This window comes from Sphingomonas sanguinis (assembly GCF_019297835.1).
Taxonomy (GTDB): domain Bacteria; phylum Pseudomonadota; class Alphaproteobacteria; order Sphingomonadales; family Sphingomonadaceae; genus Sphingomonas; species Sphingomonas sanguinis_D.
In genome coordinates, this window is record NZ_CP079203.1 from 1,339,233 (window position 1) to 1,361,368 (window position 22,136).

The 22,136-nt window shown below is 66.4% G+C and carries 33 protein-coding genes and 1 tRNA gene; 19 read left to right on the forward strand and 15 right to left on the reverse strand.

What is annotated here, in order from left to right; all coding sequences use genetic code 11:
• The first annotated feature begins 20 nt into the window (after window positions 1-20).
• Window positions 21-425 carry a hypothetical protein gene (locus KV697_RS06035; protein WP_219020513.1) on the forward strand — a complete coding sequence of 135 codons (405 nt, stop codon included), beginning with the start codon at window positions 21-23 and terminating at the stop codon, window positions 423-425.
• 11 nt (window positions 426-436) lie between these two features.
• Here KV697_RS06035 and KV697_RS06040 read toward each other — a convergent pair whose 3' ends face one another.
• The 8 genes from KV697_RS06040 to KV697_RS06075 form a co-directional block, all read right to left on the reverse strand.
• The gene (locus KV697_RS06040) at window positions 437-700 is read right to left on the reverse strand and encodes a DUF6953 family protein (protein ID WP_219020514.1); all 264 of its coding nucleotides are present in this window, start codon (window positions 698-700) and stop codon (window positions 437-439) included.
• Entirely contained in the window at window positions 697-885 is a 189-nt protein-coding gene (locus KV697_RS06045) for a DUF2158 domain-containing protein (RefSeq protein WP_219020515.1), read from the reverse strand. Before KV697_RS06045 ends, KV697_RS06040 begins: the two co-directional genes overlap by 4 nt.
• A gap of 14 nt (window positions 886-899) precedes the next feature.
• A complete protein-coding gene (locus KV697_RS06050) occupies window positions 900-1,517 on the reverse strand; it encodes a hypothetical protein (protein WP_219020516.1) in 618 nt (205 codons plus the stop codon).
• Window positions 1,518-1,664: 147 nt separating this feature from the next.
• Window positions 1,665-1,997 (reverse strand): hypothetical protein, encoded by a 333-nt coding sequence (locus KV697_RS06055; protein ID WP_219020517.1) that lies wholly within the window; start codon window positions 1,995-1,997, stop codon window positions 1,665-1,667.
• A 37-nt stretch (window positions 1,998-2,034) separates the two neighbouring features.
• Window positions 2,035-2,499 (reverse strand): hypothetical protein, encoded by a 465-nt coding sequence (locus KV697_RS06060; protein ID WP_219020518.1) that lies wholly within the window; start codon window positions 2,497-2,499, stop codon window positions 2,035-2,037.
• Between the two features lie 44 nt (window positions 2,500-2,543).
• Window positions 2,544-2,927, reverse strand: a complete 384-nt coding sequence (locus KV697_RS06065) for a hypothetical protein (protein ID WP_219020519.1) — start codon at window positions 2,925-2,927, stop codon at window positions 2,544-2,546.
• A 32-nt stretch (window positions 2,928-2,959) separates the two neighbouring features.
• Window positions 2,960-3,475 (reverse strand): helix-turn-helix domain-containing protein, encoded by a 516-nt coding sequence (locus tag KV697_RS06070; RefSeq protein WP_219020520.1) that lies wholly within the window; start codon window positions 3,473-3,475, stop codon window positions 2,960-2,962.
• 100 nt (window positions 3,476-3,575) lie between these two features.
• A complete protein-coding gene (locus KV697_RS06075; protein WP_219020521.1) occupies window positions 3,576-4,067 on the reverse strand; it encodes a helix-turn-helix domain-containing protein in 492 nt (163 codons plus the stop codon).
• 415 nt (window positions 4,068-4,482) lie between these two features.
• Between KV697_RS06075 and KV697_RS06085 the strand changes: the two genes are divergently transcribed.
• The 16 genes from KV697_RS06085 to KV697_RS06160 all read left to right on the forward strand — a co-directional run bounded on the left by KV697_RS06085 (window position 4,483) and on the right by KV697_RS06160 (window position 11,242).
• The gene (locus KV697_RS06085) at window positions 4,483-5,184 is read left to right on the forward strand and encodes a hypothetical protein (protein WP_219020523.1); all 702 of its coding nucleotides are present in this window, start codon (window positions 4,483-4,485) and stop codon (window positions 5,182-5,184) included.
• A complete protein-coding gene (locus tag KV697_RS06090; protein WP_219020524.1) occupies window positions 5,181-5,420 on the forward strand; it encodes a hypothetical protein in 240 nt (79 codons plus the stop codon). The genes KV697_RS06085 and KV697_RS06090 overlap by 4 nt, the downstream gene beginning before the upstream one ends.
• Window positions 5,417-5,716, forward strand: a complete 300-nt coding sequence (locus tag KV697_RS06095; RefSeq protein WP_219020525.1) for a hypothetical protein — start codon at window positions 5,417-5,419, stop codon at window positions 5,714-5,716. Before KV697_RS06090 ends, KV697_RS06095 begins: the two co-directional genes overlap by 4 nt.
• 80 nt (window positions 5,717-5,796) lie before the next feature.
• Window positions 5,797-6,096 (forward strand): hypothetical protein, encoded by a 300-nt coding sequence (locus KV697_RS06100; RefSeq protein WP_219020526.1) that lies wholly within the window; start codon window positions 5,797-5,799, stop codon window positions 6,094-6,096.
• Complete coding sequence (locus tag KV697_RS06105; protein WP_219020527.1) at window positions 6,093-6,353, forward strand: hypothetical protein; 261 nt, start codon at window positions 6,093-6,095, stop codon at window positions 6,351-6,353. Before KV697_RS06100 ends, KV697_RS06105 begins: the two co-directional genes overlap by 4 nt.
• On the forward strand, window positions 6,350-6,844 hold the full coding sequence (locus tag KV697_RS06110; RefSeq protein WP_219020528.1) for a hypothetical protein: 495 nt from the start codon (window positions 6,350-6,352) through the stop codon (window positions 6,842-6,844). The genes KV697_RS06105 and KV697_RS06110 overlap by 4 nt, the downstream gene beginning before the upstream one ends.
• Window positions 6,841-7,173, forward strand: a complete 333-nt coding sequence (locus KV697_RS06115) for an ogr/Delta-like zinc finger family protein (protein WP_219020529.1) — start codon at window positions 6,841-6,843, stop codon at window positions 7,171-7,173. The genes KV697_RS06110 and KV697_RS06115 overlap by 4 nt, the downstream gene beginning before the upstream one ends.
• A 105-nt stretch (window positions 7,174-7,278) precedes the next feature.
• Window positions 7,279-7,689: a hypothetical protein gene (locus tag KV697_RS06120; RefSeq protein WP_219020530.1), complete on the forward strand. Its 411-nt coding sequence runs from the start codon at window positions 7,279-7,281 to the stop codon at window positions 7,687-7,689.
• Window positions 7,690-7,812: 123 nt separating this feature from the next.
• Window positions 7,813-8,004 carry a hypothetical protein gene (locus tag KV697_RS06125; protein ID WP_219020531.1) on the forward strand — a complete coding sequence of 64 codons (192 nt, stop codon included), beginning with the start codon at window positions 7,813-7,815 and terminating at the stop codon, window positions 8,002-8,004.
• Window positions 8,005-8,097: 93 nt separating this feature from the next.
• Window positions 8,098-8,358, forward strand: coding sequence for a DUF2312 domain-containing protein (locus KV697_RS06130; protein ID WP_219020532.1), 261 nt, complete (start codon window positions 8,098-8,100; stop codon window positions 8,356-8,358).
• 26 nt (window positions 8,359-8,384) lie between these two features.
• Window positions 8,385-9,011: a hypothetical protein gene (locus KV697_RS06135; RefSeq protein WP_219020533.1), complete on the forward strand. Its 627-nt coding sequence runs from the start codon at window positions 8,385-8,387 to the stop codon at window positions 9,009-9,011.
• Complete coding sequence (locus tag KV697_RS06140) at window positions 9,008-9,490, forward strand: hypothetical protein (protein WP_219020534.1); 483 nt, start codon at window positions 9,008-9,010, stop codon at window positions 9,488-9,490. Before KV697_RS06135 ends, KV697_RS06140 begins: the two co-directional genes overlap by 4 nt.
• Window positions 9,484-9,726 carry a hypothetical protein gene (locus KV697_RS06145; RefSeq protein WP_219020535.1) on the forward strand — a complete coding sequence of 81 codons (243 nt, stop codon included), beginning with the start codon at window positions 9,484-9,486 and terminating at the stop codon, window positions 9,724-9,726. Before KV697_RS06140 ends, KV697_RS06145 begins: the two co-directional genes overlap by 7 nt.
• Before the next feature lie 8 nt (window positions 9,727-9,734).
• Complete coding sequence (locus KV697_RS06150; protein ID WP_257575645.1) at window positions 9,735-9,983, forward strand: hypothetical protein; 249 nt, start codon at window positions 9,735-9,737, stop codon at window positions 9,981-9,983.
• Window positions 9,976-10,173 (forward strand): hypothetical protein, encoded by a 198-nt coding sequence (locus KV697_RS06155; protein ID WP_219020536.1) that lies wholly within the window; start codon window positions 9,976-9,978, stop codon window positions 10,171-10,173. Before KV697_RS06150 ends, KV697_RS06155 begins: the two co-directional genes overlap by 8 nt.
• Window positions 10,163-11,242 carry a tyrosine-type recombinase/integrase gene (locus KV697_RS06160; protein ID WP_219020537.1) on the forward strand — a complete coding sequence of 360 codons (1,080 nt, stop codon included), beginning with the start codon at window positions 10,163-10,165 and terminating at the stop codon, window positions 11,240-11,242. Before KV697_RS06155 ends, KV697_RS06160 begins: the two co-directional genes overlap by 11 nt.
• A 115-nt stretch (window positions 11,243-11,357) precedes the next feature.
• Here the strand turns inward: KV697_RS06160 and KV697_RS06165 are convergent.
• From KV697_RS06165 to KV697_RS06175, 3 genes are all read right to left on the reverse strand, one after another.
• A tRNA-Met gene (locus KV697_RS06165) sits at window positions 11,358-11,434 on the reverse strand.
• Window positions 11,435-11,489: 55 nt separating this feature from the next.
• On the reverse strand, window positions 11,490-11,993 hold the full coding sequence (locus KV697_RS06170) for a 2'-5' RNA ligase family protein (RefSeq protein ID WP_219021274.1): 504 nt from the start codon (window positions 11,991-11,993) through the stop codon (window positions 11,490-11,492).
• Window positions 11,994-12,010: 17 nt separating this feature from the next.
• Complete coding sequence (locus KV697_RS06175; RefSeq protein ID WP_374011407.1) at window positions 12,011-13,861, reverse strand: potassium transporter Kup; 1,851 nt, start codon at window positions 13,859-13,861, stop codon at window positions 12,011-12,013.
• A 485-nt stretch (window positions 13,862-14,346) separates the two neighbouring features.
• Between KV697_RS06175 and KV697_RS06180 the strand changes: the two genes are divergently transcribed.
• Both KV697_RS06180 and KV697_RS06185 read left to right on the forward strand, forming a co-directional pair.
• Window positions 14,347-15,603: a threonine ammonia-lyase gene (locus KV697_RS06180; protein WP_219020539.1), complete on the forward strand. Its 1,257-nt coding sequence runs from the start codon at window positions 14,347-14,349 to the stop codon at window positions 15,601-15,603.
• Between the two features lie 116 nt (window positions 15,604-15,719).
• Complete coding sequence (locus KV697_RS06185) at window positions 15,720-16,517, forward strand: arginyltransferase (RefSeq protein ID WP_219020540.1); 798 nt, start codon at window positions 15,720-15,722, stop codon at window positions 16,515-16,517.
• A 163-nt stretch (window positions 16,518-16,680) separates the two neighbouring features.
• On the opposite strand, the gene KV697_RS06190 is transcribed toward KV697_RS06185, so the two are convergent.
• The 4 genes from KV697_RS06190 to KV697_RS06205 all read right to left on the reverse strand — a co-directional run bounded on the left by KV697_RS06190 (window position 16,681) and on the right by KV697_RS06205 (window position 22,117).
• A complete protein-coding gene (locus tag KV697_RS06190) occupies window positions 16,681-17,460 on the reverse strand; it encodes a transglutaminase family protein (protein ID WP_219020541.1) in 780 nt (259 codons plus the stop codon).
• The gene (locus KV697_RS06195) at window positions 17,460-18,395 is read right to left on the reverse strand and encodes an alpha-E domain-containing protein (RefSeq protein WP_056434280.1); all 936 of its coding nucleotides are present in this window, start codon (window positions 18,393-18,395) and stop codon (window positions 17,460-17,462) included. The genes KV697_RS06190 and KV697_RS06195 overlap by 1 nt, the downstream gene beginning before the upstream one ends.
• Window positions 18,395-19,888: a circularly permuted type 2 ATP-grasp protein gene (locus KV697_RS06200; RefSeq protein ID WP_219020542.1), complete on the reverse strand. Its 1,494-nt coding sequence runs from the start codon at window positions 19,886-19,888 to the stop codon at window positions 18,395-18,397. The genes KV697_RS06195 and KV697_RS06200 overlap by 1 nt, the downstream gene beginning before the upstream one ends.
• 204 nt (window positions 19,889-20,092) lie before the next feature.
• Complete coding sequence (locus KV697_RS06205; RefSeq protein WP_219020543.1) at window positions 20,093-22,117, reverse strand: protein-disulfide reductase DsbD family protein; 2,025 nt, start codon at window positions 22,115-22,117, stop codon at window positions 20,093-20,095.
• Window positions 22,118-22,136 lie beyond the last annotated feature (19 nt).

Genomic DNA, 22,136 nt, shown 5'->3' on the forward strand with positions numbered 1-22,136 from the left:
CCAAGGGCGGTGTAGGGCCCATGATTTTCGAAGCCCCTCATGCACTCGCCCAGCTCGCCGATCGTGTCGAGACGCTGATCCCGCCCACCAATGACGACGATATGACCTGGTGGCAGGTCAACTCGGCGGTCTGGCGCTATGTGGGGCGGCCCGATCATCCGCACTGGCATCATGCTCACAACGGTCACTGGTGGTGGGGTGAAGGGAACGGGGAATTCCGGGGGGACCGGCCAGCCCCCGAATATCTGTCATCCTGGGATAGGGCCTGTGGCCTGATCCTGCCCGGCTGGCGCCTGGTCTTGGCGGGCATGGGATCGGAATGGACGGCGGGGCTCGGCGCGCAGGGGCGAATGGTCGGGGCCTCGGCGCCGAGCGCCCCGCAGGCGATCGTCGCGGCGGCTATACGGTCTCGGACGCCCGCCTAGTGAAGCAGGGCTCAATATTGCGCGCGGCCCGGCGCATCGCGCGGCGCGCGCTTGCGCCATTGGCGATCGGACCTTGACCACACATATGAAGCCGTCGGAGCAATCTTGTTGAAAATCTTCAAAACATCCTTGCTGATCGCCAGATTGCCACTGTCATTCGTATAGGTCAGAGCCTTATCCTGTCGGTGTAGGGCATAGGCTGCGGCTTCCTGGTCCAACCATCCTTTTGATTGAAGCTCTTTGAGCATCCAATCCGCCCCCTGCTGCGGCGTCATGATTTGGGGGTCGCCGGACGTAACGCGGCTCCCACAAACAATTCTCGATTGTGCTTTGCACCAGCGAACCACGTGCAGCGATATTTCAATCCATCGGACATGAACACGCTTTGCTCGACAGTCATGATCGGACTGCCGGAAATCAATTCTACTAAGTCGCCCGCCTTGAAATCAATATTTGCCACGACAGATCCCTCCTTCAGATTTTCATCTTATCCAGCTTGACCCCGGCGGGCTCGGCCGCCTGCATATACTCGCCGACGCACATCAGCACGGCAGCCTGCCCGCTCTGCATGTCCTCCTGGAAGCTCGACAGCATCGACGGCTTGGCATCGCCATCCGCCACCTTCATCGCCGTCTCCATAGCCCGCTGGCGCAGGAAATAGGCGGTGCCGCAGGTCTTCAGCGCGTCTTTTTCCTTGTCCGCTGCGGCGCCCTCCAGCGGGGCGGGCTCGATCTTGCGGATGTCCGACCACGCCGTCTCGCACGCTTCCTGCCCGGCCTTCGCAGCCTGGTACATGGTCAGCGGCGATCCCGACTTGGCCGCTGCCTCCAATCCCCCGACCATCGCATCGCACGGCTTGGCTGCTGCCAGCACGGCGCGATAATTCGCGACGAAGGTCGCCCGCGCGGCGGCCTGCCCGTCTCCGCTCGCGGAGGCCGACGGGCCAGGCGCTGGCCCGGCGCCGGGCTTTGTTCTTTTATCCTGACCTCCATCAGCGACCGCGCCGATCACGCCCAGTAGGATCAGCGACGCGATCACCACGCCGCATCCGATCCGGCCGAGCTTGCGCTTCGGCTTTGCACCCTGATCCATACTATCCCCCCGTAATGACACGAATTTCCACCATTTTGGACACATCGCGACGGCGATGACCCGAAAACGGCGGAAATCCGCCACCCCTGCAAAATCATACCTAGATTAATAGGGCTGGCGCGCTGCCAGCCGCTGGACAAGTCGCGGTTAATGCATGAATTTCTTGTCATGGCCGCGCCTCGATCGCTTATCGAGATACGCGTCCATCATCTCCCGACCCGCCTCCAGCAGCCGCACCGTGCCCTGCACCTCGCCGAAGCCCGCCAGCCCCTGGGACACCAGCCAGCCGATGAAAGGCTCGGCGATGTCACGCGGCACATTGGGCGCGGCGAGCAGCTCGTTGGTTGTCGCCGCCCGGCCGCCTGCATCCATGATGTACAAGATCAGCAGCATGTCCCAGGCGGGTTCGCCAAAGCCCCCGTCGACACTGACGAAGATCCTGTCCCGGTCCCGGCGACTGGCGTAGATATCGGCGGCCATACGCGCCCTCTCGCCGCGCATCATGGCCTGACACCCGTCAGGCCGCGATGGGTCGCCCGTCCAGCGTCTTCCAGTCCGGCTCGATCAGCCCGGCCGCGCGCCGCGTGCGATAGCGGTACGTGCCCACCGCCGTCGCCAGCAGCATCGGATACGCCCAGATCTGAAGCTGGATCGCATAGCCGGTCGCCTGCATCCCCGGATCCAGCAGCTTGGCCAGATGCGCCACGATCGCGGCGAGCTGCCACCCCGCGACCCACAAAGGCCAATGCCGCGTGCACCGCGACGCCAGCACCATCAGCGCCAGCAGGAGCACCAGGTCGACCAGCAGCGATCCCGTCGCCAGCGCCGTGTACGCGCTGCCGTCGATCAGCCGGTGCACCAGCTCGTCCGCCGCGAAGGCGCCGAGCTGAAGCAGCGCCGAGGCCCGCTCCGGCGCGCCGCCCCGTGCCAGCGCATACGCACTGCACAGGGCCAGCAGCCCGAGGAAGAGATAGAGGCTCATGGCCCACCCCATCGCGCTCCGACATGCACCGCGTCAATCGGCGATCAGGCCGCAGTGGCCGTGGGGACGGCCGCCAGGTGCGCGCCCGTATTGCCCGGCATGACGGGAATGACATTTTCGCGCGGCGTGTCGCCATGGTCGCCATAAGCGCGCGCCGGGACATTCATGCCGTCGGCAATGTCGCGAAAGCCGTAATGCGCCGTGTGGACCGCCTTGCGGGCCGCGTGCAGCGTCGCCTGGGCGGTGACCACCTGCTCGATCGCGTCATGCCCGGCGTGCAGCGGCAGGCGCGCCGTGCGGCGTCCCTCGACCGCAGCGGCCGAGGCCTGCGCCAGCAGGAGGAAGGCTTCGTCGAGCAGCTTCTCGGCCTTCATCAGCGGAAAGCCGACCGCCTGCGCCACCGCGATTTTCGTATTCAGATCCGCCATTTCGACCTCCCCAGCGGGGGAGGCCCCCGCGATTATCCCGTGAGTCGATCGAAGGCGCGCAGCATCGGCTTTGCGACTGGGGGGAGCCCGCTGCCCACCGCCATAGCCAGCGCCAGGGCAGCAAGCGATGCCACCGCAATCAGTCCGATCCGACCCAGCGTCTGTCCCAGCGATAAGCTATTAAGACGCCGTTCTCCTCCCAAAGCGGGCCAGAACGGGACCCCTTCGATCGACGTCGTCATCGGTAGGGTCGCCGGGCTCGGCTCGGATACCCGAGCAGAATCATACTGGTATTCGGCAGGGGGTGCTTCGGCGGGTATGATTTCGTCCCTGCCCTCGGCGATGGGCGTCTCGCCGAAGACGATCGCGGCGGCATGGCGCCGATCGCGCGCGCCGAGCAGCTCGACCGCCTGGGCGATATATGCGTCCACCGTCGACTTGCTGATCCCCAGCTCGGCGCCGATCTCCTTCGACGTGGCACGTCGCGACCAGACCAGGCGCAGGCATTCGCGCTGGCGTGGCGACAGCGCGGGTTGGCCCTCGCTCATGCCCACTGCTCAAAAGGGCGCACGCTGATGGCCGAGCGGCTGGTCCGCGCCACCCCGGCGTGCGAGCAGGGCTGCGCACCGTGCGAGATCGATTGCTCGGTCACGGTCGCGGTGCGGGATTCGCTATGGCGAGATCTGCGTCGGCTTCTGACAACGCCGAGGGAGGGTCCGAAGGCATCTCCGACACGCTCCGCAGATCTCGCAGAGATGACAGCGCAATGGGCAGCTTTCGTGCGAGCAGCCGAGCTTGCGATGCCCGAGGCGCGTCCCGATCCAGACCGGCGAGCAGGCCCTCGAACATCTGGGTCAGCGCCTCCTCCGATCCAAGCGTGACCTCCAAACGCGCTGAAAGGATCACCGGCAGCGCAGGTAGTGGCGCACTTGCACCCGGATCGTCCGACAATCCACGGAGGTAATCCTCCGTAACACCAAGCCGACGGGCGATGTCTGGTAGAAAGCGCGATCGAAGGCTGCGCCCATTGATAATCTGGCTGATCGCGCCCTGCGTGCACCCGACTTCATGCGCCAGCTGCTCCTGATCGAGGCCAGCCTCGATCATCGCTTGCTTAACGCGGATGCCCTGCACGCTCATCCTTCCGCTGATACCGCAAAAAATTAGCCCCCTAATATGATTTAGCTATTGCAGGAACATTAGATTGCTAATACGTTACGTTCATGAGCAACCGATATGACCTTGCCGACTCGCTATACGAGGATGCGATAAACGCATTCCACGAAGCGATTGCCTATCTGGGCGGTCAGACACCTACTGCTGAAATCTGTGGGTGTACGCAGGGCAATATCTCCCAGTTACTCAAGGCTGGATCACTCCCATCACCGACTCATGCTCGGAAGCTGGCTGACGCGACGGGTATCCCCGCTTCGCGCATCCGCCCCGACATCTATCCCGACCCCACCTCCTCCGTACTCCCAGGCTCCGAGGTGGTAGAGGGTGGCGCGCCGATTGTCCCCGGCGATCGGCGCGCCAAAATGCAGTGTGTTAAGTCATGAGCACACCGACACCCGATGCTGTCCGGCTGGCTGTCGACTATGTCCGTCAGCAGGCGGAGCGGGACCCCGTCTTCGCCAAGGGCCACCTGAAAGCCTATATCCTTGAAGCAAGGAATATCGTCGCCGCCCTCGACAGCCGCGCGGGCGATGCGGAGGATGGGCAGAAACACCAGGCTTTCATCTTCGATGTGCTCGAAGCTTTAAAGCCGCATTTCCCAAGAATCGCGTTCTGCTTTGCGCGTGGAACGGGCGGCATCGAACGGAAAGACGTACTTGCCATCCTGAATGGCACAAAAGCGCTCGCTGTCGATGCAAAGTGCCCCGCGTCGCCCGACCAGGCCGACATTCTGGAGACGATCCAGAACGCGGCCGATGACTGGCAAGCCATGGGCTATGCCACCGCGCTGGCCGAGGTCCGCGACATGGCCAATGTCGGCCGGGCGCTGCTGGAGGCGCTGCCCGAGGGCTATCACTACATAAATTGCCCTTCGGAGATCGTGTCCGATCTCCAGAATGAGCGCGACGAGGCACCGGCCCGGCGCTTCCTCAAGCTGGTCAATCGCATCGCCGACTGGACGGATGACGAAGTGAAGGCCGCCTCGCCCGAGCAGGTCCGCCACGTCGCCCGCGTCGTCCGCGACGGCGCCGATCCCGTCTATCCGCCCTTTGCTGCCCCGAAATCTGGAGATGCCGCATGACGCAGGACGCATTCATGCACGGCCTCGGCCTGCTGAGCCTGACCGTGATCGGGGGCGCTGCGGCGTTCTCCGTCGCCACCATCATCGGCACGCTGGACGAATATTGGCCCCGCATCACCGCCGCCCTGCGCGGCCAGACGGGCCTGCCCCTCGCCCCGCCCCAGCCCTTCCGCCCGCGCCCCCGCCCGGTCACGGCCATAATACCCGAAAGCACGAAGATGAGGGACGCGGCGTGAACCGGGCCGAGCACATGATGGCCACCGCTGCCGAAGAGGCGATGGAGGTGGGTCACCGCATCATTAAGGCGATGCGCTTCGGCGTCCATGAGGTGCAGCCTGGTCAGGAAATGACCAACGCGGAGCGTGTCCTGGACGAATTCCACGACCTTTTCGCGATGCTGACGCTGATGTCGACCGAAGGGGTGATGCCCCTCGACCACCTCATCCCCGACCTCGCCCGACTTCGGCGGAAGCGCGAAAAATTCGAACGTTTCCTGTCGATCAGCGCCGAGCAAGGGACGCTGACGGCATGACCCGGCGCGTGCCCTCCCCCTCCGTTGCCCTACGGCTGGCTAAGCGGCTCCGGTCGCGTGCCGATCTATTCGGCGACGGCTTGGGCATCGTCGTGCTCCTGCGCGACGCGGCCCGCGCTCTGGAGGGGCTTGCGCACCCTAAGCAAGCAGCTCCCGCCGAGCCCCTCTATCTGGTCTGGTCGAATGAACACCGCGCCTGGTGGGGCGCGGAAGAGCGCGGCTATACCCGGGTCATCGAGCACGCCGGTCGCTACACCCGCGCAGCTGCCCTCACCATCGCCAGCCGTCGCGGCGGTGGATGGCAGACCGAGTCCAATCCCTACGAGATCGCCATCCCCGAGGCCGACGCCATTGCGCAATATGTGGGCGTGGCAGCATGACCCAGCTCGATTTCTTTGAAAAGCCAAGGCTGGTGTCACGCTGGAACGGTGACGGCCCCTTCCCCTGGAGGGATAGCGGCATCCGGTGCCGGACCTCCGGCGATCACAACGCCCGGTTTTTCGATGGCGTGGGCTGGTGTCAGATGGAGGTGCGCTGGTGTGACCAGTGCCAAATCTATCATCCGCTCGACCTCGATTTTCGGCAAGGCACTCGCTCAATCGCGGATTACCGCCACACGGCGGGCGGTATCCAATGACCCAGCTTCGCGCGCCCCGTACCTATGACGAGGCCATCACCCGCATTGCGGGCGTGATCGGCTGGGATCGGATTTGCCAGCTCACTGGCCGGGCGCTGCGCTCGGCGCGCTATTGGTCGCAGCCGAATTGCCCGACCGTGCCCACCATCGCCCAGGCGCAGGCGCTCGACGCCGCCTATATCGCCGAGGGCGGGCCGGGGTCGCCCTTTCTCGACGCCTTTGAATTCCAGCTCGGCCAGCAATTGCAGCGGCAAGAGGCCTGCACCCGCGAGCTGCTGACTGAGATCGCCATCGCCACCAAGGAATGCGGCGACGCCATGTCCGCCGCCCTGGGTGTCGTATCATCTAATGCCTCGCCGCTGAGCGCACACCGCGCGTTCGCCGAGGTCGTGGAGGCCCAGCGCGCGATCGACGCGCTGATGCGCCGCCTGTCCAGCTTCCTCCCGTCCCAGACCACCGACGCGGGGAAAGACGGGGGTAACACCAAGTGAAGAAGGCCCAATATCCATCGCGCTTGCCGGGCATCGCCTGCCCGCATTGCGATTCCGATGCCATCGCGCGCACCAGCAGTCAGCTCGACCCGCTGACGCGCAACATCCGCCTGATGTGCAAGAATCCCGACTGCGCCCATATCTTCGTGGCGCAGATCGCGATCTATCGCACCCTGCGCGAAAGCATGGCCCCGCGCGCCGAGATCGCACGCCAGCTTCCGCTGGGCCAGTGGGTGCCGCAGCGCAAGCCCGCCAATGACGATGAGCCGACCCCGATGAATGACGACCGCCTGCCTGCGGCGGTCGAAGGTCTGCCCGTGCCCAGCTGATCGGCGCGGCCTCGCCGCGTTTCACCGTCCCGACCCGTCTTTCCCTGCCCGGCGACCACCCCGTCGCCGGGATCGCCCCCCGCTTTGCCTGAAAGGACCGCCACCATGCTGCATGTCGCGCTCCCCTCCATCGCCGCCTGCACGCCCCTGACGCCCGACGCCTATCTCCAGCTGCGCCGTATCGCGGCGGGCCTGTCGCGGGACGATGTGGCCCACCGCCTGGCACGGACGAGCGGGAATGTCGGCATCGCCGCACAGCTGGTCCGCTCGCTGGAGACACCCGGCGTTCGCGCCCGCCTGCGCGCCACGCTGGACCAGCTCCGCACGATCTTCCCCTTCGACCAGGACGTGTATCACCAGCTCTATAATGCCCCCGCCCACACCCATCCCCGCATCTGTCGGGGATGCGGGGTCAGCGCCTGGGATATGGAGACGGCGCCGGGCGTGGATGCGGGCGGCTGGCACGATGACGCCACCTGCTTCGCCTGCGCCCCACACGCGACGGGCCGCCGTTGATGCGCCGGGAGGATATGCCCGCCTGGGTGCGGCTGCTCGGCGTGATCGTCGTCGCCATCATCGCCATTCCCTTCGTCATCGTGACGATCGCCGCCCAGGCGAAAGACACGCGGCGGTGATGGCGTGGTCGGCACCGGCCTCTGTCACGGCGACCGCGCCGTCTATCTCGGCCTCGGCCAGGCGCGCGGCAAGCATTGCGACGTGCTGGCGGTGCGGGGCGTCCACGCCTCGATCCGCTTCGACACCGGCTATGCCTGCCTGGCGCTCGCCAAGGATTGCCACCCGATCCCGCGCCGTCCGCCGCCCGACTTCTAGGTCCCGCGCTTGTGTTCAATCGCATTCTACACCGCCGAGCACTGGCGCAGCGCCGCTTTCCCTCTCCACCACCCACCACCGGAGCCTGACACGATGACCGATCCCGACCTGTCCAAGATCGACCAGCAGACCGCAGACGAACTGCGCCTGCTGATCGAGCGCGCCGAGCGGCTGGAGGAAGAGAAAAAGGGCATTTCCGACGACATCATGGATGTCTTCGCCGAGGCCAAGGCGCGCGGGTTCGACAAGAAGGCCGTCCGCAAGATCCTACAGATCCGCAAAAAGAAGCGCGAGGAGTATCAGGAAGAGGAAGCCATCCTGGAGGTCTATATGCGGGCCCTGGGGATGATCTGATGGCACACCATTGGACATTTGGCGCTGTGCGCTGCGCCCACCAGGGCGGCAATTTCTGCTACATACCCGGCTGGACGAACGGCCTTTTCGGCATCGACTGGCGGCCTGGCGCGGAGAATGCCCCGGAACCGATGGCCTATGTGCTGACGCATCTGGCGACCGGATGGAGCATTTGCGCGATCACCGCCGATCTGACCGAGGTGATCCGCGCGGCGTCGGAGATCGAGGCCGCGATCGACTGGACCTCCGCCGACCCCGGCGAAATCAAGTCCATCCTGCGGGACGCCCAGGGCGACATGCGCGCACTCATAAAGCGGCACGGCGGGACCAATCCGGGTCTATACTATGGCCCGCCGGGCTTGCCCGATTGCGCCGCGATCAAGACAGATCAGCCTGCCCCCGGCTCTCCGGCCGAGCGCGAGGCCTATTATGATGGCCAGATCGCGCCGGTCTTGGCCGATCTGAGCCAGCGATGCTTTGCCCATGGGCTGTCTTTCCTCGCCATTGTCGAATGGGAGCCGGGCGAGATCGGGCGTACCGTCGGTTTGCAGGCCGATCGCGGCCCCCAGATCGCCGGTGCGAATCGCGCTGCCCAGATCGGCGAGGGCGCATTTGCGGCTTATGCGGTGGTCCGCGAAGGCGGCCACGCGTGAGCATCGCCACCACCCTCACCCTCCGCTGTGACCGCTGCGGCCATGAGACGCTTCTGACCAATGGTCAGGAGCGTCCCGATGGCTGGGGCTCGGTCGTGGCTTGGCGTGTCGGTGGTGGCCCCCGCCTCGGCGCCGATGGCCGTCCCGACGATCTCTGCCCGCCCTGCGCCGAGGATCTGCTCGGCGCCTGGTTCTGCCAGGTGGCGCCCAAGCCCGCCGCGCCCCCGGCCCCGATCGCCACCCCGCCCGCGCCCCGCCGCCCGGAGCTGACGATCGAGGATCGCAAGCGCGCGATCGACGCCCTCACTGGCGCACTGCTGCAAAACGTCGTGATGATCCGCGACCATCTGCGCGCCGATCCGACCAGCATCCTTTCTGAAGACGTGCCCGCCCCAATCCTGGAGGCCGTGGAGATCCACGCCCAGTCCCTAGTCAGCGGCATCGTCACCCGCCTCAATCTCAAAGACGCCTCATGCTGACCGCGACCCTGACCCAAAGCCTGCGCGCGCTGGAGGTGGTCCGCGACGGCGATGTCCGCCGCGCCGATCCCCTCGCCCTGCGCGAAGCGACCGCCCGCGCGGCAATCATCACCCACGCGATCGGCGTGACCCTGCAACTGGCGGCGGCCGTGAAAGCCGCCGCCCAAGGCGACACCGCCCCCGCCATCGCGGCGGTCGCGGCCCTGCGCCTGGATGAAATGGAGGTGATGCCATGAGACGTGGAGTGACTGTCACCGTGACCAAGCGCCCGACCGTGTCGACCCACACGGCGACGGCAGGCTGCGTCACCTGCCATGGCCAGGGCACCGGCTGGACGGGCGCCAATGCGCTGGCTTTGGCCGCGCGCCATCACGACGCGACCGGACATGCGACCTGGTGCGATACGCACCTGTCCGTCCGCTACGGCAATGCCCAGCTCGACGCCCGCCAGATCGACATCGAGGACGCGATCCGGGAGGCCGATCATGGGTAGCACCCGCTCGAATTGGCTCCAGAGCGAGCTGACCCGCGCGCTGAAGGCCGCGAAAAATGCAGATCACCCGGTCACCCGCACCGAGATCGCGCCCGACGGCACGATCAAGCTTTTCCACGGCGACGACGCCGTGACCCCGCCCCCCGCCAGCCCCTTCGACGCATGGAAAGCCGCACGCAGTGGACATTAAGCTCAAGGGCATCAATCGCACGACGAAGCGCCTGCGCGATGGCACCAAGGCCACCTATTTTTACGCATGGAAGGGCGGCCCACGCCTGATCGGCGAGCCTGGCAGTCGTGAATTTCTGGACAGCTACCAGGAAGCGACGCGCAACCGCGACGCGCCGTCCAAGGACAAGATCCGCGGATTGCTCGACGCCTTTCAGGATTCGACAGAATTCCTGCACTTGGCCCCCCGCACGCGCGCCGACTACAAGAAGATGATCGCCATCATCGACAAGGAATATGGCGACTTCCCCCTGGCGGCGCTCGACGATCGCCGCACCCGGCCGGAAATGCTGGCCTGGCGTGATCGTCTCGCCGTCACGTCGGCGCGCCAGGCCGATTACGCCTGGGCCGTGCTGGCGCGAGTATTCTCATGGGCGCTCGATCGCGGGCTCATTACCGCGCACCCGGCCCGCGCAGGCGGCCGCACCTATCGCGCCAGCCGCTCGACCAATGTCTGGACCGCCGAGGATGAAGCCGCCTTCTACGCCAAGGCGCCCGAGCATCTGCACCTCGCCCTTTGCCTGGCGCTCTGGACCGGCCAGCGCCAGGGCGACCTGATCCGCCTGACCTGGGGTCAGTATGACGGCACGCATGTCCGACTGATCCAGTCGAAGACTGTGTCGAGGGTCCGCAATTCCTCGGGCAAGCGCATCCTGATCCCGGTCGGTGCGCCGCTGAAGGCGCGGCTCGACGCCTGCCCGCCCGGCCCCGTGCGCCAGACCATCCTCCTCACTTCACGCGGCACGCCGTGGACGGAAAATGGCTTTCGCGCTTCCTGGAATACGGCCCGCGCCGAGGCAGGCATTGCGGGTGTCACCTTCCACGACCTGCGCGGCACGGCGGTCACCCGCCTGGCCCTGGCTGGCGCCACACCACCCGAGATCGCGACCGTCACCGGCCATTCGCTGAAGGACGTGAATGAGATCTTGGATGCCCACTATCTCAATCGAGATCCGCGCCTCGGCGAATCGGCGATCCGCAAGCTCGAAAGCCAGATCGCGACGCGCAAAACGCCTGATCCTCCCAACTGACGGCCCAACCGGCCGCCACGCTTCCGAAAAATCGACATAAAAAGCCGAAAAAAGCCGAACCAAAAGACGCCAGAAAACCTAGCTTTTGCGAGGGTTTAGGGGAAAATACACCGGGTGGTAGCGAAGGAGGGACTTGAACCCCCGACACGCGGATTATGATTCCGCTGCTCTAACCAGCTGAGCTACTTCGCCATGCTAGGCGTTCCACCCGGTGGAGGCGCGCCTATAGACAGGGGTTTTTCGGGCGTCAAGCGAACAAATGACGCGAAAGCATTTCCCATGGGCCACCGCGATACCACCAGGCGCCCAGCCCCATCAGCTCGACGGCGCGGGGCCGAAAATCGCGCTCCATTTGCTGCAGGAGCAGCTTGGCGGTGGCGGGCGTCACCTTGTTCTGGATCGTCACATGCGGACGCCATCCGCCCGCATCCTGCGGGGTCAGCATTCCGGCAAAGGCGTCGACCAGCTCGCGGCGAATGGCGACGAGGCCGGGTGATTCGATGCGGATCGCCACGCCGCGCCCCAGCGACATCAGTCCGCCCGCTCGCGCCTCGGGGGCACGAACCCCGCGCGTCAGGCCGTTCAGGCGATGCTTCAGCTCCGCCTCGGCCGAGGGCGGCAGATGGTGGAAAAGCGTGCAATGCGCATCGAGGACGTTACGCTCGGGCGGAAAATGCTGGCGACGCAAGCCATCGAACCAGCCCTGGTCGGCTCGGCCGAACAGCGCGGTGACGATGATGGGCGCGGCAATGGGGGCGGGCTGGTCGGTCAGATTTCCACCTGACTGCCCAGCTCGACCACGCGGTTGGTCGGCAGGCGGAAAAACTCCATCGCGCTTTCGGCGTTGCGCAGCATCCAGGAGAACAGCTTTTCCCGCCACATCGACATGCCCGGCCGCTCGGCGGCGAGCAGCGTCTGGCGCGACAGGAAGAAGCTGGTGTCCATCATCTTGAACGCACCGCCCGCCATCTTGACCCGCTTCAGCGCGGCGGGCACGTCCGCTTCCTCCATGAAACCGAAGCGCAGCACCAGCCGGTGAAAGCCATGGCCCAGATCGTCGAGCTTGGCGCGGTCGCCCTCGGGCCAATAGGGCTGGCTCATGATCTTGACGGTCAGCAGGATGATCCGCTCATGCAGCACCTTGTTGTGCTTCAGATTGTGGAGCAGCGCGTGCGGGACCCCCTCGGGCGAGGAGGTCATGAAGATCGCGGTGCCGGACACCCGGCTCGCCGCGCCCGCCGCCGAATCGATGAAGATGTGGATCGGCATCGTGCCTTCGCGCAACCGCTCGATCATCAGCTTGCGCCCCGTCGACCAGGTGGTGAGGAAGGTGAAGATGATGAAGCCGACCAGCAGCGGGAACCAGCCGCCCGACGGCACCTTGGTCAGGTTGGCGAGGAAATAGGCGCCATCGACCAGGAAGAACAGCGCGAGCAGGGGCAGAGCGGCATAGAGCGGCCACTTCCACAACCGGGTCAGCGCGACGCCCAGCAGGCAGGTGTCGATCAGCATCGCCCCCGTCACCGCGATGCCGTAAGCCGAGGTCAGGTTTGACGACGAGCGGAAGAACAGGACCAGCAGGATCACCATCACCATCAACAGCCAGTTGATGAGCGGGATGTAGATCTGCCCCGCGGTCGCCGCCGACGTATGCTCGATCCGCAGGCGTGGCATGAAGCCTAGCTGGATCGCCTGTTGCGTGACCGAGAAGGCGCCGGTGATGACCGCTTGGCTGGCGATGACCGCCGCCGCCGTCGCCAGGATGACGAGCGGCAGCTGCAACCCCTCGGGCGCCAGCATGTAGAAGGGGCTCTCCAGCGCGGCGGCACCCTCGCGGAACAGCAGCGCGCCCTGCCCCATATAGTTCAGCATCAGCGCCGGCAGCACGAAGACCAACCAGGACAGGCCGATCGGCCGCCGCCCGAAATGGCCCATATCGGCATAGAGCGCCTCTGCCCCCGTCACCGCCAGCACCACCGAGCCGAGCGCCAGGAAGCCGCGCAGCGGATCGATGAAGAAGAACCGCACCGCATGATGCGGCGACAGCGCCTGCAATATCTCTGGCGTCTGGACAAAGCTCATGATGCCCAGCACCGCGATCACCGCGAAATAGACGAGCATGACGGGACCGAAGAACAGGCCGACCCGCTCGGTACCCGAACGCTGGATCTTGAACAGCACGATCAGAATGGTGATCGCGATCGGCAGGACGAAGCCCCCGAAGGCGGGCGCGGCCACTGCCAGACCCTCGACCGCGCTGAGCACGGTGACGGCGGGCGTAATCATGCTGTCGCCGTAAAAAAGCGCGGTGGCGAAAACGCCGAGCAGCACGATCCCGCGCGACCACCGCCGCGTCTTGGTCTGTCCCGACACGAGCGCCAGGAGGGCCAGGCTGCCCCCCTCCCCCTTGTTGTCGGCGCGCATGATGATCGCGACATATTTGATCGAGACGACGATCATCATCGACCAGAAGATCAGGCTGATGACGCCCAGAATATGCGCATTGTCGAGCGGCAGCGGATGGTGCGGGTTGGCGAAGGTCTCGCGGAACGCATAGATCGGACTGGTGCCGATATCGCCGAACACGACGCCGATCGCCCCCAGCGCCAGCCGCGCCATGCCCTGGGGCGGATGGGGATAGGTGTCCTTGCTGGCGGTGGTGGCGACCCCGGTGGGCGAGACGCTCATGACTGGGGGATCGGGCCGGTGATGGAAAGGATCATCGGCGACATCCGTGGCAACCCTGTGATCATCGCGACGCCCTAGCATGGCCCCAAAAGACCAGCAACGCGACTGCAGGATGCTTGTTGCATCCGCGCACGATTTCGGGTGCCGGGCGATGCCGCAATGCAACAGTGGGGAGGTAGCGCCTAAGTGAAGTTCCTACCTTCTGCAAAAGCACGCCCCTCCCGCAGGCGGGAGGGGATGGGGGAGGGAAAGCCACGAGCGCGGCGCTCTGCGAGACCCCATGCCCTCCCCAACCCCTCCCGCCTGCGGGAGGGGAGAAGAAGAAAGCAGGTCGCTGACAGGAAGGATTCGTAGCCCCTCGACACCCCCCCTCCGAAACGGTTCACCTCCCGCCTCCGATCGGCTACGGCATCCCCATGGTTAGTCGCACCGCCGTTCAGGCCGCTTCGGAAATCCCGTCCCCGATCGTCACCATCGACGATGTTCGTGCCGCCCATGCGCGCATTTCGGACCGGATCATCCGTACGCCGACGCTGATCAGCCGGACGCTGTCGCAACTGACCGGGGCGACCGTGTATCTGAAGTTCGAGAACCTGCAATTCACCGCCGCCTATAAGGAACGCGGCGCGCTCAACACCCTGCTCCAGCTCTCCGAGGAAGCGCGGTCCAAGGGCGTGATCGCCGCCTCGGCGGGCAATCATGCGCAGGGCCTCGCCTATCACGCCAACCGGCTGGGCATCCCCGCGACCATCGTGATGCCGCGCACCACGCCGATCGTGAAGGTCGTCCAGACCGAAGGCCACGGCGCGACCGTGGTGCTGGAGGGCGACAATTTCGACGCCGCCTATGCCCATGCCCGCGAACTGGAGGCCGAGCGCGGCTATACCTTCGTCCATCCGTTCGACGATGCGCGGGTGATCGCCGGGCAAGGCACGGTCGCGCTCGAAATGCTGGAGGACGCGCCCGACATCGACACGCTGATCGTGCCAATCGGCGGCGGCGGCCTGATCTCGGGCATCGCCACGGTCGCAGCGGCGGCGGACAAGCCGGTCGAGGTCGTCGGTGTCCAGGCCGAGCTGTTCCCCAGCATGTACAACAAGCTGAACGGCACCGACCTCCCCTGCGCCGGTGATACGCTGGCCGAGGGTATCGCGGTGAAGGTCCCGGGCGGCCTGACCTCGCAGATGGTGGCGCAACTGGTGCGCGAGATCGTGCTGGTCGACGAACGCCATCTGGAGGAATCGGTCAGCGCGCTGCTCCAGATCGAAAAGACCGTGGTCGAGGGCGCGGGCGCGGCGGGCCTTGCCGCGCTGATGTCGCACCCGGAACGCTTCCGGGGGAAGACGGTCGGCATCGTGCTGTGCGGCGGCAATATCGACACGCGCCTGCTCGCCAACGTCCTGCTGCGCGACCTCGCCCGCTCGGGTCGCCTGGCGCGCCTGCGCATCCGGTTGCAGGACCAGCCGGGCGCGCTGTTCAATGTCGCGCGCATCTTCGACCGCGAGCGGGTGAACATCATCGAGGTCTATCACCAGCGCGTCTTCACCACCCTGCCCGCCAAGGGCCTGATCACCGATATCGAGTGCGAGACGCGCGATGCGCTCCACCTGCACCGGCTGATCGAGGCGCTGCGCGCGGCGGGGTATGAGACGACCCAGGTCGAACTCGCCTGACCACAAGGCCGTTTTTCGGCCGACCGTCCCGTTTCCGAACGATGCTGCCCCATCGCTTCGGACGGGAAGATCGTTAAAGAGGGTTATCGTCTCCCACTCGAAGGAACTGCCCGGCGGTGACCGCGCCTTTTCGTTTCCCGCGCTTCTTCGTCACCAGCCCCGCTCCCTGCCCCTATTTGCCGGGGCGTGACGAGCGCAAGGTGTTCACCGAGCTGAACGGCGACCATGCCGACGAACTGAACGAAGCGCTGAGCCGCATCGGCTTTCGCCGCAGCCAGGGGGTCGCCTATCGCCCCTCCTGCGCCGGGTGCAGCGCCTGCGTGTCGGTGCGCGTCGTGGCGGGCGGCTTTCGCCCTAACGGGACCCAGCGCAAGCTGCTGCGCCGCCACGCCGACCTAGAAGTCACCGCCTGCCAACCCTGGGCGACCGCCGAGCAGTTCGCGCTGCTCCGCCGCTATCTGGGCGAGCGGCATCCCGGCGGCGGCATGGCGGCGATGGACGAGAGCGACTATGCCGACATGGTCGAACTGTCCCCCGTCCAGTCGGTGCTGGTCGAATATCGCGAGCCGACGGCGGCGGAAGGAACGCGCGGGCGGCTGGTCGGCTGCTGCCTGACCGACCGGCAGGGCGACGGCCTGTCGATGATCTATAGCTTTTTCGAGACGCAGGACGAAAGTCGCCCCGGTCTCGGCAACTTCATCATCATGGACCATATCCTGCGCGCCCGCGCGGCCGAACTGCCCTTCGTCTATCTCGGCTATTGGGTGAAGGGCTCGCCGCGCATGGCGTATAAGACGCGCTACCAGCCGCTGGAGGCGCTGACCGTGCGTGGCTGGGCCCCCTTTACCGGCGACAGCCCCGCCCCCATCGCGCCGCCGCCGGTCGAAACCGCGATCGAGGCCGGGGAAGCCTGACCGAGGATTGATGCTTTCCCATTCCTCCCCTGTAAGGGGAGGTGTCAGTCCTCAGGCCTGACGGAGGGGTGTCGCCCTATCGATAGCGGGACACCCCTCCGACGCGCTACGCGCGCCACCTCCCCTTGCAGGGGAGGAAGGAGGGACGTCACACATACTGGGTCTATTGCGCCGCCTCGTCCACCACCGCCACATCCCGCCACGCCTCGCCCGACACTGCCGTCGCCCCGGCAGCATCCAAGGCGACCGCGATCCGGACGTGACGTTCCTGTGGGCTGAGGCCAATGCTGGGGTCGAAACCGATCCAGCCCAGCCCCTCGACATAGGCCTCCGCCCAGCAATGCGCCGTGGCGTTCGCCACATCGCGCAGCGCCGCAAAGCCCGAAACGAACCGCGCGGGGACGCCCAGCGACCGGGCCGCCACGCAGAAGATATGCGCGAGATCGCACGCCCCCACCGCCTCCGAGGCGAAAGCCGCCGCCGCGTCCGTCGCGGAGCTTCGCGCGTCACCGGCAAAACGGCGGTGGAGCGCGGCGTTGACCGCATGAAGCGCCGCCAGGCTGCTGTCCGCGCCGGTTATCGCCTCTTCGGCAAAGGCCGCGATCGCCGCATCGGCGGGCGTCGCCGGGGTCGCGCGCAGGAAAAGCGCGGGCGGCAACGTCTCGGTGGTCCCGCGCACCAGGCCATGCGCGTCGCTGGTCAGCACTTCGCCGGTCGCGGTGATCGTCACCGTCTCGGGCGCGTCCTGGATGTAGAGCATGGTGACGGCATTGCCGAACCCGTCCTGCCCGCGTCGTAGCCGCGCGTCGCAGTCCACGTCGATATGCCAGTTGGCCACCGTCTGATCGTCGTAATTCTCCGGCGTCAGGCGCAGCATCTGGACCATCGTCGGCCGACCCGGCTTCGGGCGGTGGACGATCTGGTGCTCGATCGCAATGCGCATCAGGCGAACTTGAACTGACGGCCGATGGCGCCGTGCAGCTGGGCATTCTCCTGGATAAAGGCTTCGAGGAACTGGTGAAGCCCGCCTGCGATCACATCCCCCGACCGCGTCTTCGTCATCCGGTTTGCCCGCAATCTCGCCATGCGATCCGCCTCCCCATGCTGCCCCGTTCGCCGGGCAAGCTGCCCCAGCACGTCCACCGTTTCCTCGACCGACGCCGCCAGACTGCGCGGCAATTCCGTGCGCGCGATCAGCAGGTCGATGACGTTGGCGGGCTTCAACCCGTCGGAATAGAGCCAGCGATAGGCGGTGACGGCGGACACGGTCTGGAGGATCGTCGTCCACTGGTCGCGATCGACGACGCCGCCGATCCGCTCGCCCGCGGGCAGCAGGATGTGATATTTCACGTCGAGCAGCCGCGCGGTATTGTCCGCGCGCTCGACCGCCTGGCCCAGCCGGATGAACCAGGTCGTCTGGTTGCGCAGCATCCGGTGGACCGCGCCCTCGAAACCGCGTGTCTCGTTCTTCACCGCCTCGACTAGGCCCAGGACAGCGGTCGGATCATCGGCGGCGGGCTTGGCCTCGAAATGCAGCCAGGCGCGGTTGATCGCGCTCCACGCCTCGCGGGTCAGCGCGGTGCGCACCGCCCGGGCGTTGGTCCGCGCCATGTCGACACAGCGCACGATCGAGCCGGGATGGCAGGTCTCGACCGTCAGGAAGCGCGCGACCTCGCGACGGCGCAACTCACGCCCGCCCTCGGCAAAGGCGCTGGCGGTATCGGTGACGGCCAAGGCCGAGCCCCAGGCCGCCAGCCCCGCCGAGCGCGGCGACAGCACGTCGAGCCGAACGGTCGCCTCGACCAGCCGGGCGATGAAGTCGGCCCGCTCGAAATAGCGGCCCAGCCAATAGAGTGAGGATGCGGTCCGCGAGAGCATCAGCGTACTCCCTGCGTCTGGATCTGCGACTGCTGGCCCTGCACCTGTACCCAGCTTTCGGGTTCGGGATGAAGGAGGACGAAACTGTCCTTGGTGCCGCCGCCCTGGCTGGAATTGACGACCAACGAGCCCTCACGCAGCGCGACGCGGGTCAGGCCGCCGGGGGTCACTTCCACGCCGTTGCGGCCTGTCAGGACGAAGGGGCGGAAATCGACATGGCGCGGCGCGACGCCGCTTTCGACCAGGGTCGGCACGGTGGACAAAGCCAACGTCGGCTGGGCGATGTAGCGATGCGGCTCGGCGATCAGTGCGGCACGGAAATGCTCGATCTGCGCCTTGGTCGCGGTGGGGCCGACCAGCATGCCATAGCCCCCCGAGCCGTCGACTAGCTTGACCACCAGTTCGTCCAGATGGTCGAGCACATAGGCCAGCGCCTCGGGCTCGCGGCAGCGCCAGGTCTCGACATTCTTCAGCTTGGGCTCGGCACCCGAATAGTAACGGACGATATCGGGCATATAGGAGTAGATCGCCTTGTCGTCGGCGATGCCGTTGCCCGGCGCGTTGAGGATGGCGACATTGCCCGCCGCATAGGCCGCGATCAGGCCGGGCACGCCCAGCATCGAATCGGGGCGGAAGACCAGGGGATCGAGGAAATCGTCATCGACCCGGCGATAGATGACATCGACCTTCACCCGCCCCGCGATGGTGCGCATCCAAACGATGTCGTCGTCGACCACCAGATCGGCCGCCTCGACCAGCTCGATCCCCATCGAATCGGCCAGGAAGCTGTGTTCGTAATAGGCCGAGTTGAAATGACCCGGCGTCAGCACGACGCAGGTCGGCTCGGCCACGCCATGCGGCGCGACCGACTTCATCGTGGCGAGTAGCCGGTCGGGATAGCTGTCGACCGCCGCCACCCGGAACTGGCGGAACAACTCGGGGCAGAGACGCAGCATCGCCTCCCTGTTCTCCAGCATATAGCTGACACCCGAGGGGGTGCGGGCATTGTCCTCCAGCACGAAGAAATCGTCCGGCCCGGTGCGGACCAGGTCGATGCCGCAGATATGCGCCCAGACGCCGTGCGGGGGTCGTATGCCGGCGATCTCGGGCCGGAACTGCGGATTGCCGAAGATCAGGTCGGGCGGCAGGATGCCGTCGCGCAGGATCTTTCGCTCGCCGTAAATATCGTCGAGGAAGGCGTTGATCGCCTCGACCCGCTGGACCAGCCCTTCGGACAGGCGCGCCCATTCGTCGGGCAGGAAGACGCGCGGTACGATATCGAACGGAATGATCCGCTCGGCCGCGTCGCTTTCGCCATAGACGGCAAAGGTGATGCCCAGCTGGCGAAAGGTCGCCTCGGCCGACTGCTGGCGGCGGCGGAGTTCGCTATCGGGGGTGTGATCGAGCCAACGTTGAAGCGCGGATAGTTCGGGACGCGGCATATCCTTGCCAGCGGCCCCCATGATTTCGTCGAACGCGGCGATAGTCCCCATCCGGTCGTTACGCTCCCCCTTGCACCTGGGTTCCATGCTGCACCGCAGGAAGGGGGCGCGCAAGGGGGAAACACGATCCTCCCCGGCACGGGGAGGTGGACCGCCGCGAAGCGGGGGCGGAGGGGGATTGCCACACATGACTCGCTGTGTGGATAGCCCCCTCCACCAGCTTCGCTGGTCCCCCTCCCCGTGCCGGGGAGGATTTTACGCCCCCAGCTTTTCCAGCATCGACGGGGTCAGCACCTGCGGCAGGACTTGCGGTTCCTTCGCGCCGGGCGCGTAATAGAGGTACAGCGGCACCCCGGCGCGGTTATGCCGCTCGATAAAGCGTCCCAAAACCGGATCGCCATCGGTCCAGTCGCCGACCAGCACCGCCACCTTGTTGCGCTGGAACGCGTCGCGCACCGACGACCGCTCGATCGCGGCGGCCTCATTGACCTTGCAGCTCAGGCACCAGTCGGCGGTGAAATAGGCGAAGACCGGGCGGTTCTGCTTGCGCAGCTCGTCCAGCTTCGCCTCGGTGAAGGCGGTGTCGGCGCTTGTCTTGGCCACCGCAGCGGCGGGCTTGACCGTCACGACGATTGCCACCGCCAGCACCAGCGCCACGACAGCGGGCCACCCCGCCCGTCCCTTGCCGCCATGCTGGCGAAGGCCCGTCCACCAGAAACCGAGCGAGGCGATCAGCGCGGCGGCCAGGCCCAGCGTCATGCCGGTCACCCCCGCCTCCTGCCCCAGGATCCACGCCAGCGCGAGTGCGGTCAGGAACATCGGCACCGACAGGATATGACGAAGCCGCACCATCCACATGCCCGGCTTGGGCAGACGTCGCCGCAGGGCGGGCACGAAACCGATCGCGAGGAAGGGCAAGGCGATGCCGATGCCCAGTCCCGCGAAAACCGCCAGCGCGGCGGCGGCGGGCAGGACCAGTGCCGCCCCCAGCGCCCCGGCCATGAACGGCCCCGAACAGGGTGTCGCCACGAACGCCGCCAGCGCGCCGGTCGCGAATGATCCCATCGCCCCCGAGCGTCCGGCGAAAGCGGGCGTCGGCAGCTCGAACAGCCCGGCCAGATTGAATGCGATGCCCGCAACCAGCAGCAGCAGGATGCCGATCACCCGCGGGTCCTGAAGCTGGAATGCCCAGCCCGCGCTCTGCCCGCCCGCGCGCAACGCCAGCAGCACGACGCCCAAGCCGACGCACACCAGCACGACGCCCGCCGTATAGGCCAGCGCCTCGGTCCGGGCGTTGCGCTCGTCCCCGCCACCCTTGGCGAGGCTCAGCGCCTTCAGGCTCAGGATCGGGAAGACACAGGGCATGATATTGAGCAACAGCCCGCCCAGCACCGCGCCCAGAAACGCCAGCGCAATTGCGGCGAAACCGCGATCCGTCCCGCCGCTTGCCGTTCCGGCGATGGCGCCCGGCTTGGCGGCAAAGGACAGCCCCTGCCCCTCGCCAATGGACAGTACGCCCGACACCGGGCCCGGCGTCGGCACGGCGGCGACGGGCATGGTCAGGATCAACTGGTCGCCGTTGCGCGTCATGACCTGCGGCGCGGCATGGTCGATGATGCCGCTGCGCTCAGGGTAGAAATAGGCGTCCTTGACCGCGACTGACGCGGGCAAGGGCACCGCGATCCGCACCTGCTTGGCTTGCGTCTCGATCACCCCGTCGCCGCCAAGCGGCTTGGGCAGGGCGGCGCGCCACCGGTCGAACTCGGTCCGCGTGGTGGGGTCGATCGCGCCGTCACCGACCGTCAGCTTCGTCGACAGCGTCTGGCTCTCGGGAACGCAGATGGTGTCGGTGCAGACCAGATAGTCGAGCTTCACCGTGATCGGCAGCGGCGTACCCTTGGCCATCCCGGCGGGCACCGACAGATCGACGAGCAGCGTGAAGGGCCGCTCATAGACATAGTTCATCAGCCCGGCGATCTTCAGTCGTCCCGGCACCGGATAGCGCAACTCCCCCGCGCTCGCGCCGCCGGGCAGCGTCCAGTGCGCCTCGGTCGGCAGGCCCGCATCGCCACCATTCTTCCAATATCCGTGCCAGCCCTTGTCCGGCGTCGCCACGATGGCCAGCGTGGTGCGACCGCCCGCCGCCGGGGTTTCGCTTTCGGCGACCAGCCGCATCGCCAGATGGATGGCGCCGGGCGCGGGCGCGCTCTCCGCCATGCCGGGGCCTGTCGCCACCAGCATGAACAGAGCCGTCATCAGGATGTAAAACCAACCGCGCATCGACCTTGCCCTAACCCGC

Coding starts and splice junctions, on each gene's coding strand:
- KV697_RS06200 (WP_219020542.1), bottom strand. CDS start 19,888: ATGGGGACTATCGCCGCGTTCGACGAAATCATGGGGGCCGCTGGCAAG.
- KV697_RS06075 (WP_219020521.1), bottom strand. CDS start 4,067: ATGAGCGTGCAGGGCATCCGCGTTAAGCAAGCGATGATCGAGGCTGGC.
- KV697_RS06205 (WP_219020543.1), bottom strand. CDS start 22,117: ATGCGCGGTTGGTTTTACATCCTGATGACGGCTCTGTTCATGCTGGTG.
- KV697_RS06070 (WP_219020520.1), bottom strand. CDS start 3,475: ATGAGCGAGGGCCAACCCGCGCTGTCGCCACGCCAGCGCGAATGCCTG.
- KV697_RS06055 (WP_219020517.1), bottom strand. CDS start 1,997: ATGGCCGCCGATATCTACGCCAGTCGCCGGGACCGGGACAGGATCTTC.
- KV697_RS06190 (WP_219020541.1), bottom strand. CDS start 17,460: ATGCGCATTGCGATCGAGCACCAGATCGTCCACCGCCCGAAGCCGGGT.
- KV697_RS06195 (WP_056434280.1), bottom strand. CDS start 18,395: ATGCTCTCGCGGACCGCATCCTCACTCTATTGGCTGGGCCGCTATTTC.
- KV697_RS06120 (WP_219020530.1), top strand. CDS start 7,279: ATGCTGCATGTCGCGCTCCCCTCCATCGCCGCCTGCACGCCCCTGACG.
- KV697_RS06035 (WP_219020513.1), top strand. CDS start 21: ATGATTTTCGAAGCCCCTCATGCACTCGCCCAGCTCGCCGATCGTGTC.
- KV697_RS06145 (WP_219020535.1), top strand. CDS start 9,484: ATGCTGACCGCGACCCTGACCCAAAGCCTGCGCGCGCTGGAGGTGGTC.
- KV697_RS06130 (WP_219020532.1), top strand. CDS start 8,098: ATGACCGATCCCGACCTGTCCAAGATCGACCAGCAGACCGCAGACGAA.
- KV697_RS06105 (WP_219020527.1), top strand. CDS start 6,093: ATGACCCAGCTCGATTTCTTTGAAAAGCCAAGGCTGGTGTCACGCTGG.
- KV697_RS06060 (WP_219020518.1), bottom strand. CDS start 2,499: ATGAGCCTCTATCTCTTCCTCGGGCTGCTGGCCCTGTGCAGTGCGTAT.
- KV697_RS06155 (WP_219020536.1), top strand. CDS start 9,976: ATGGGTAGCACCCGCTCGAATTGGCTCCAGAGCGAGCTGACCCGCGCG.
- KV697_RS06090 (WP_219020524.1), top strand. CDS start 5,181: ATGACGCAGGACGCATTCATGCACGGCCTCGGCCTGCTGAGCCTGACC.
- KV697_RS06040 (WP_219020514.1), bottom strand. CDS start 700: ATGACGCCGCAGCAGGGGGCGGATTGGATGCTCAAAGAGCTTCAATCA.
- KV697_RS06180 (WP_219020539.1), top strand. CDS start 14,347: ATGGTTAGTCGCACCGCCGTTCAGGCCGCTTCGGAAATCCCGTCCCCG.
- KV697_RS06050 (WP_219020516.1), bottom strand. CDS start 1,517: ATGGATCAGGGTGCAAAGCCGAAGCGCAAGCTCGGCCGGATCGGATGC.
- KV697_RS06085 (WP_219020523.1), top strand. CDS start 4,483: ATGAGCACACCGACACCCGATGCTGTCCGGCTGGCTGTCGACTATGTC.
- KV697_RS06175 (WP_374011407.1), bottom strand. CDS start 13,861: ATGGCGCGGCTGGCGCTGGGGGCGATCGGCGTCGTGTTCGGCGATATC.
- KV697_RS06065 (WP_219020519.1), bottom strand. CDS start 2,927: ATGGCGGATCTGAATACGAAAATCGCGGTGGCGCAGGCGGTCGGCTTT.
- KV697_RS06110 (WP_219020528.1), top strand. CDS start 6,350: ATGACCCAGCTTCGCGCGCCCCGTACCTATGACGAGGCCATCACCCGC.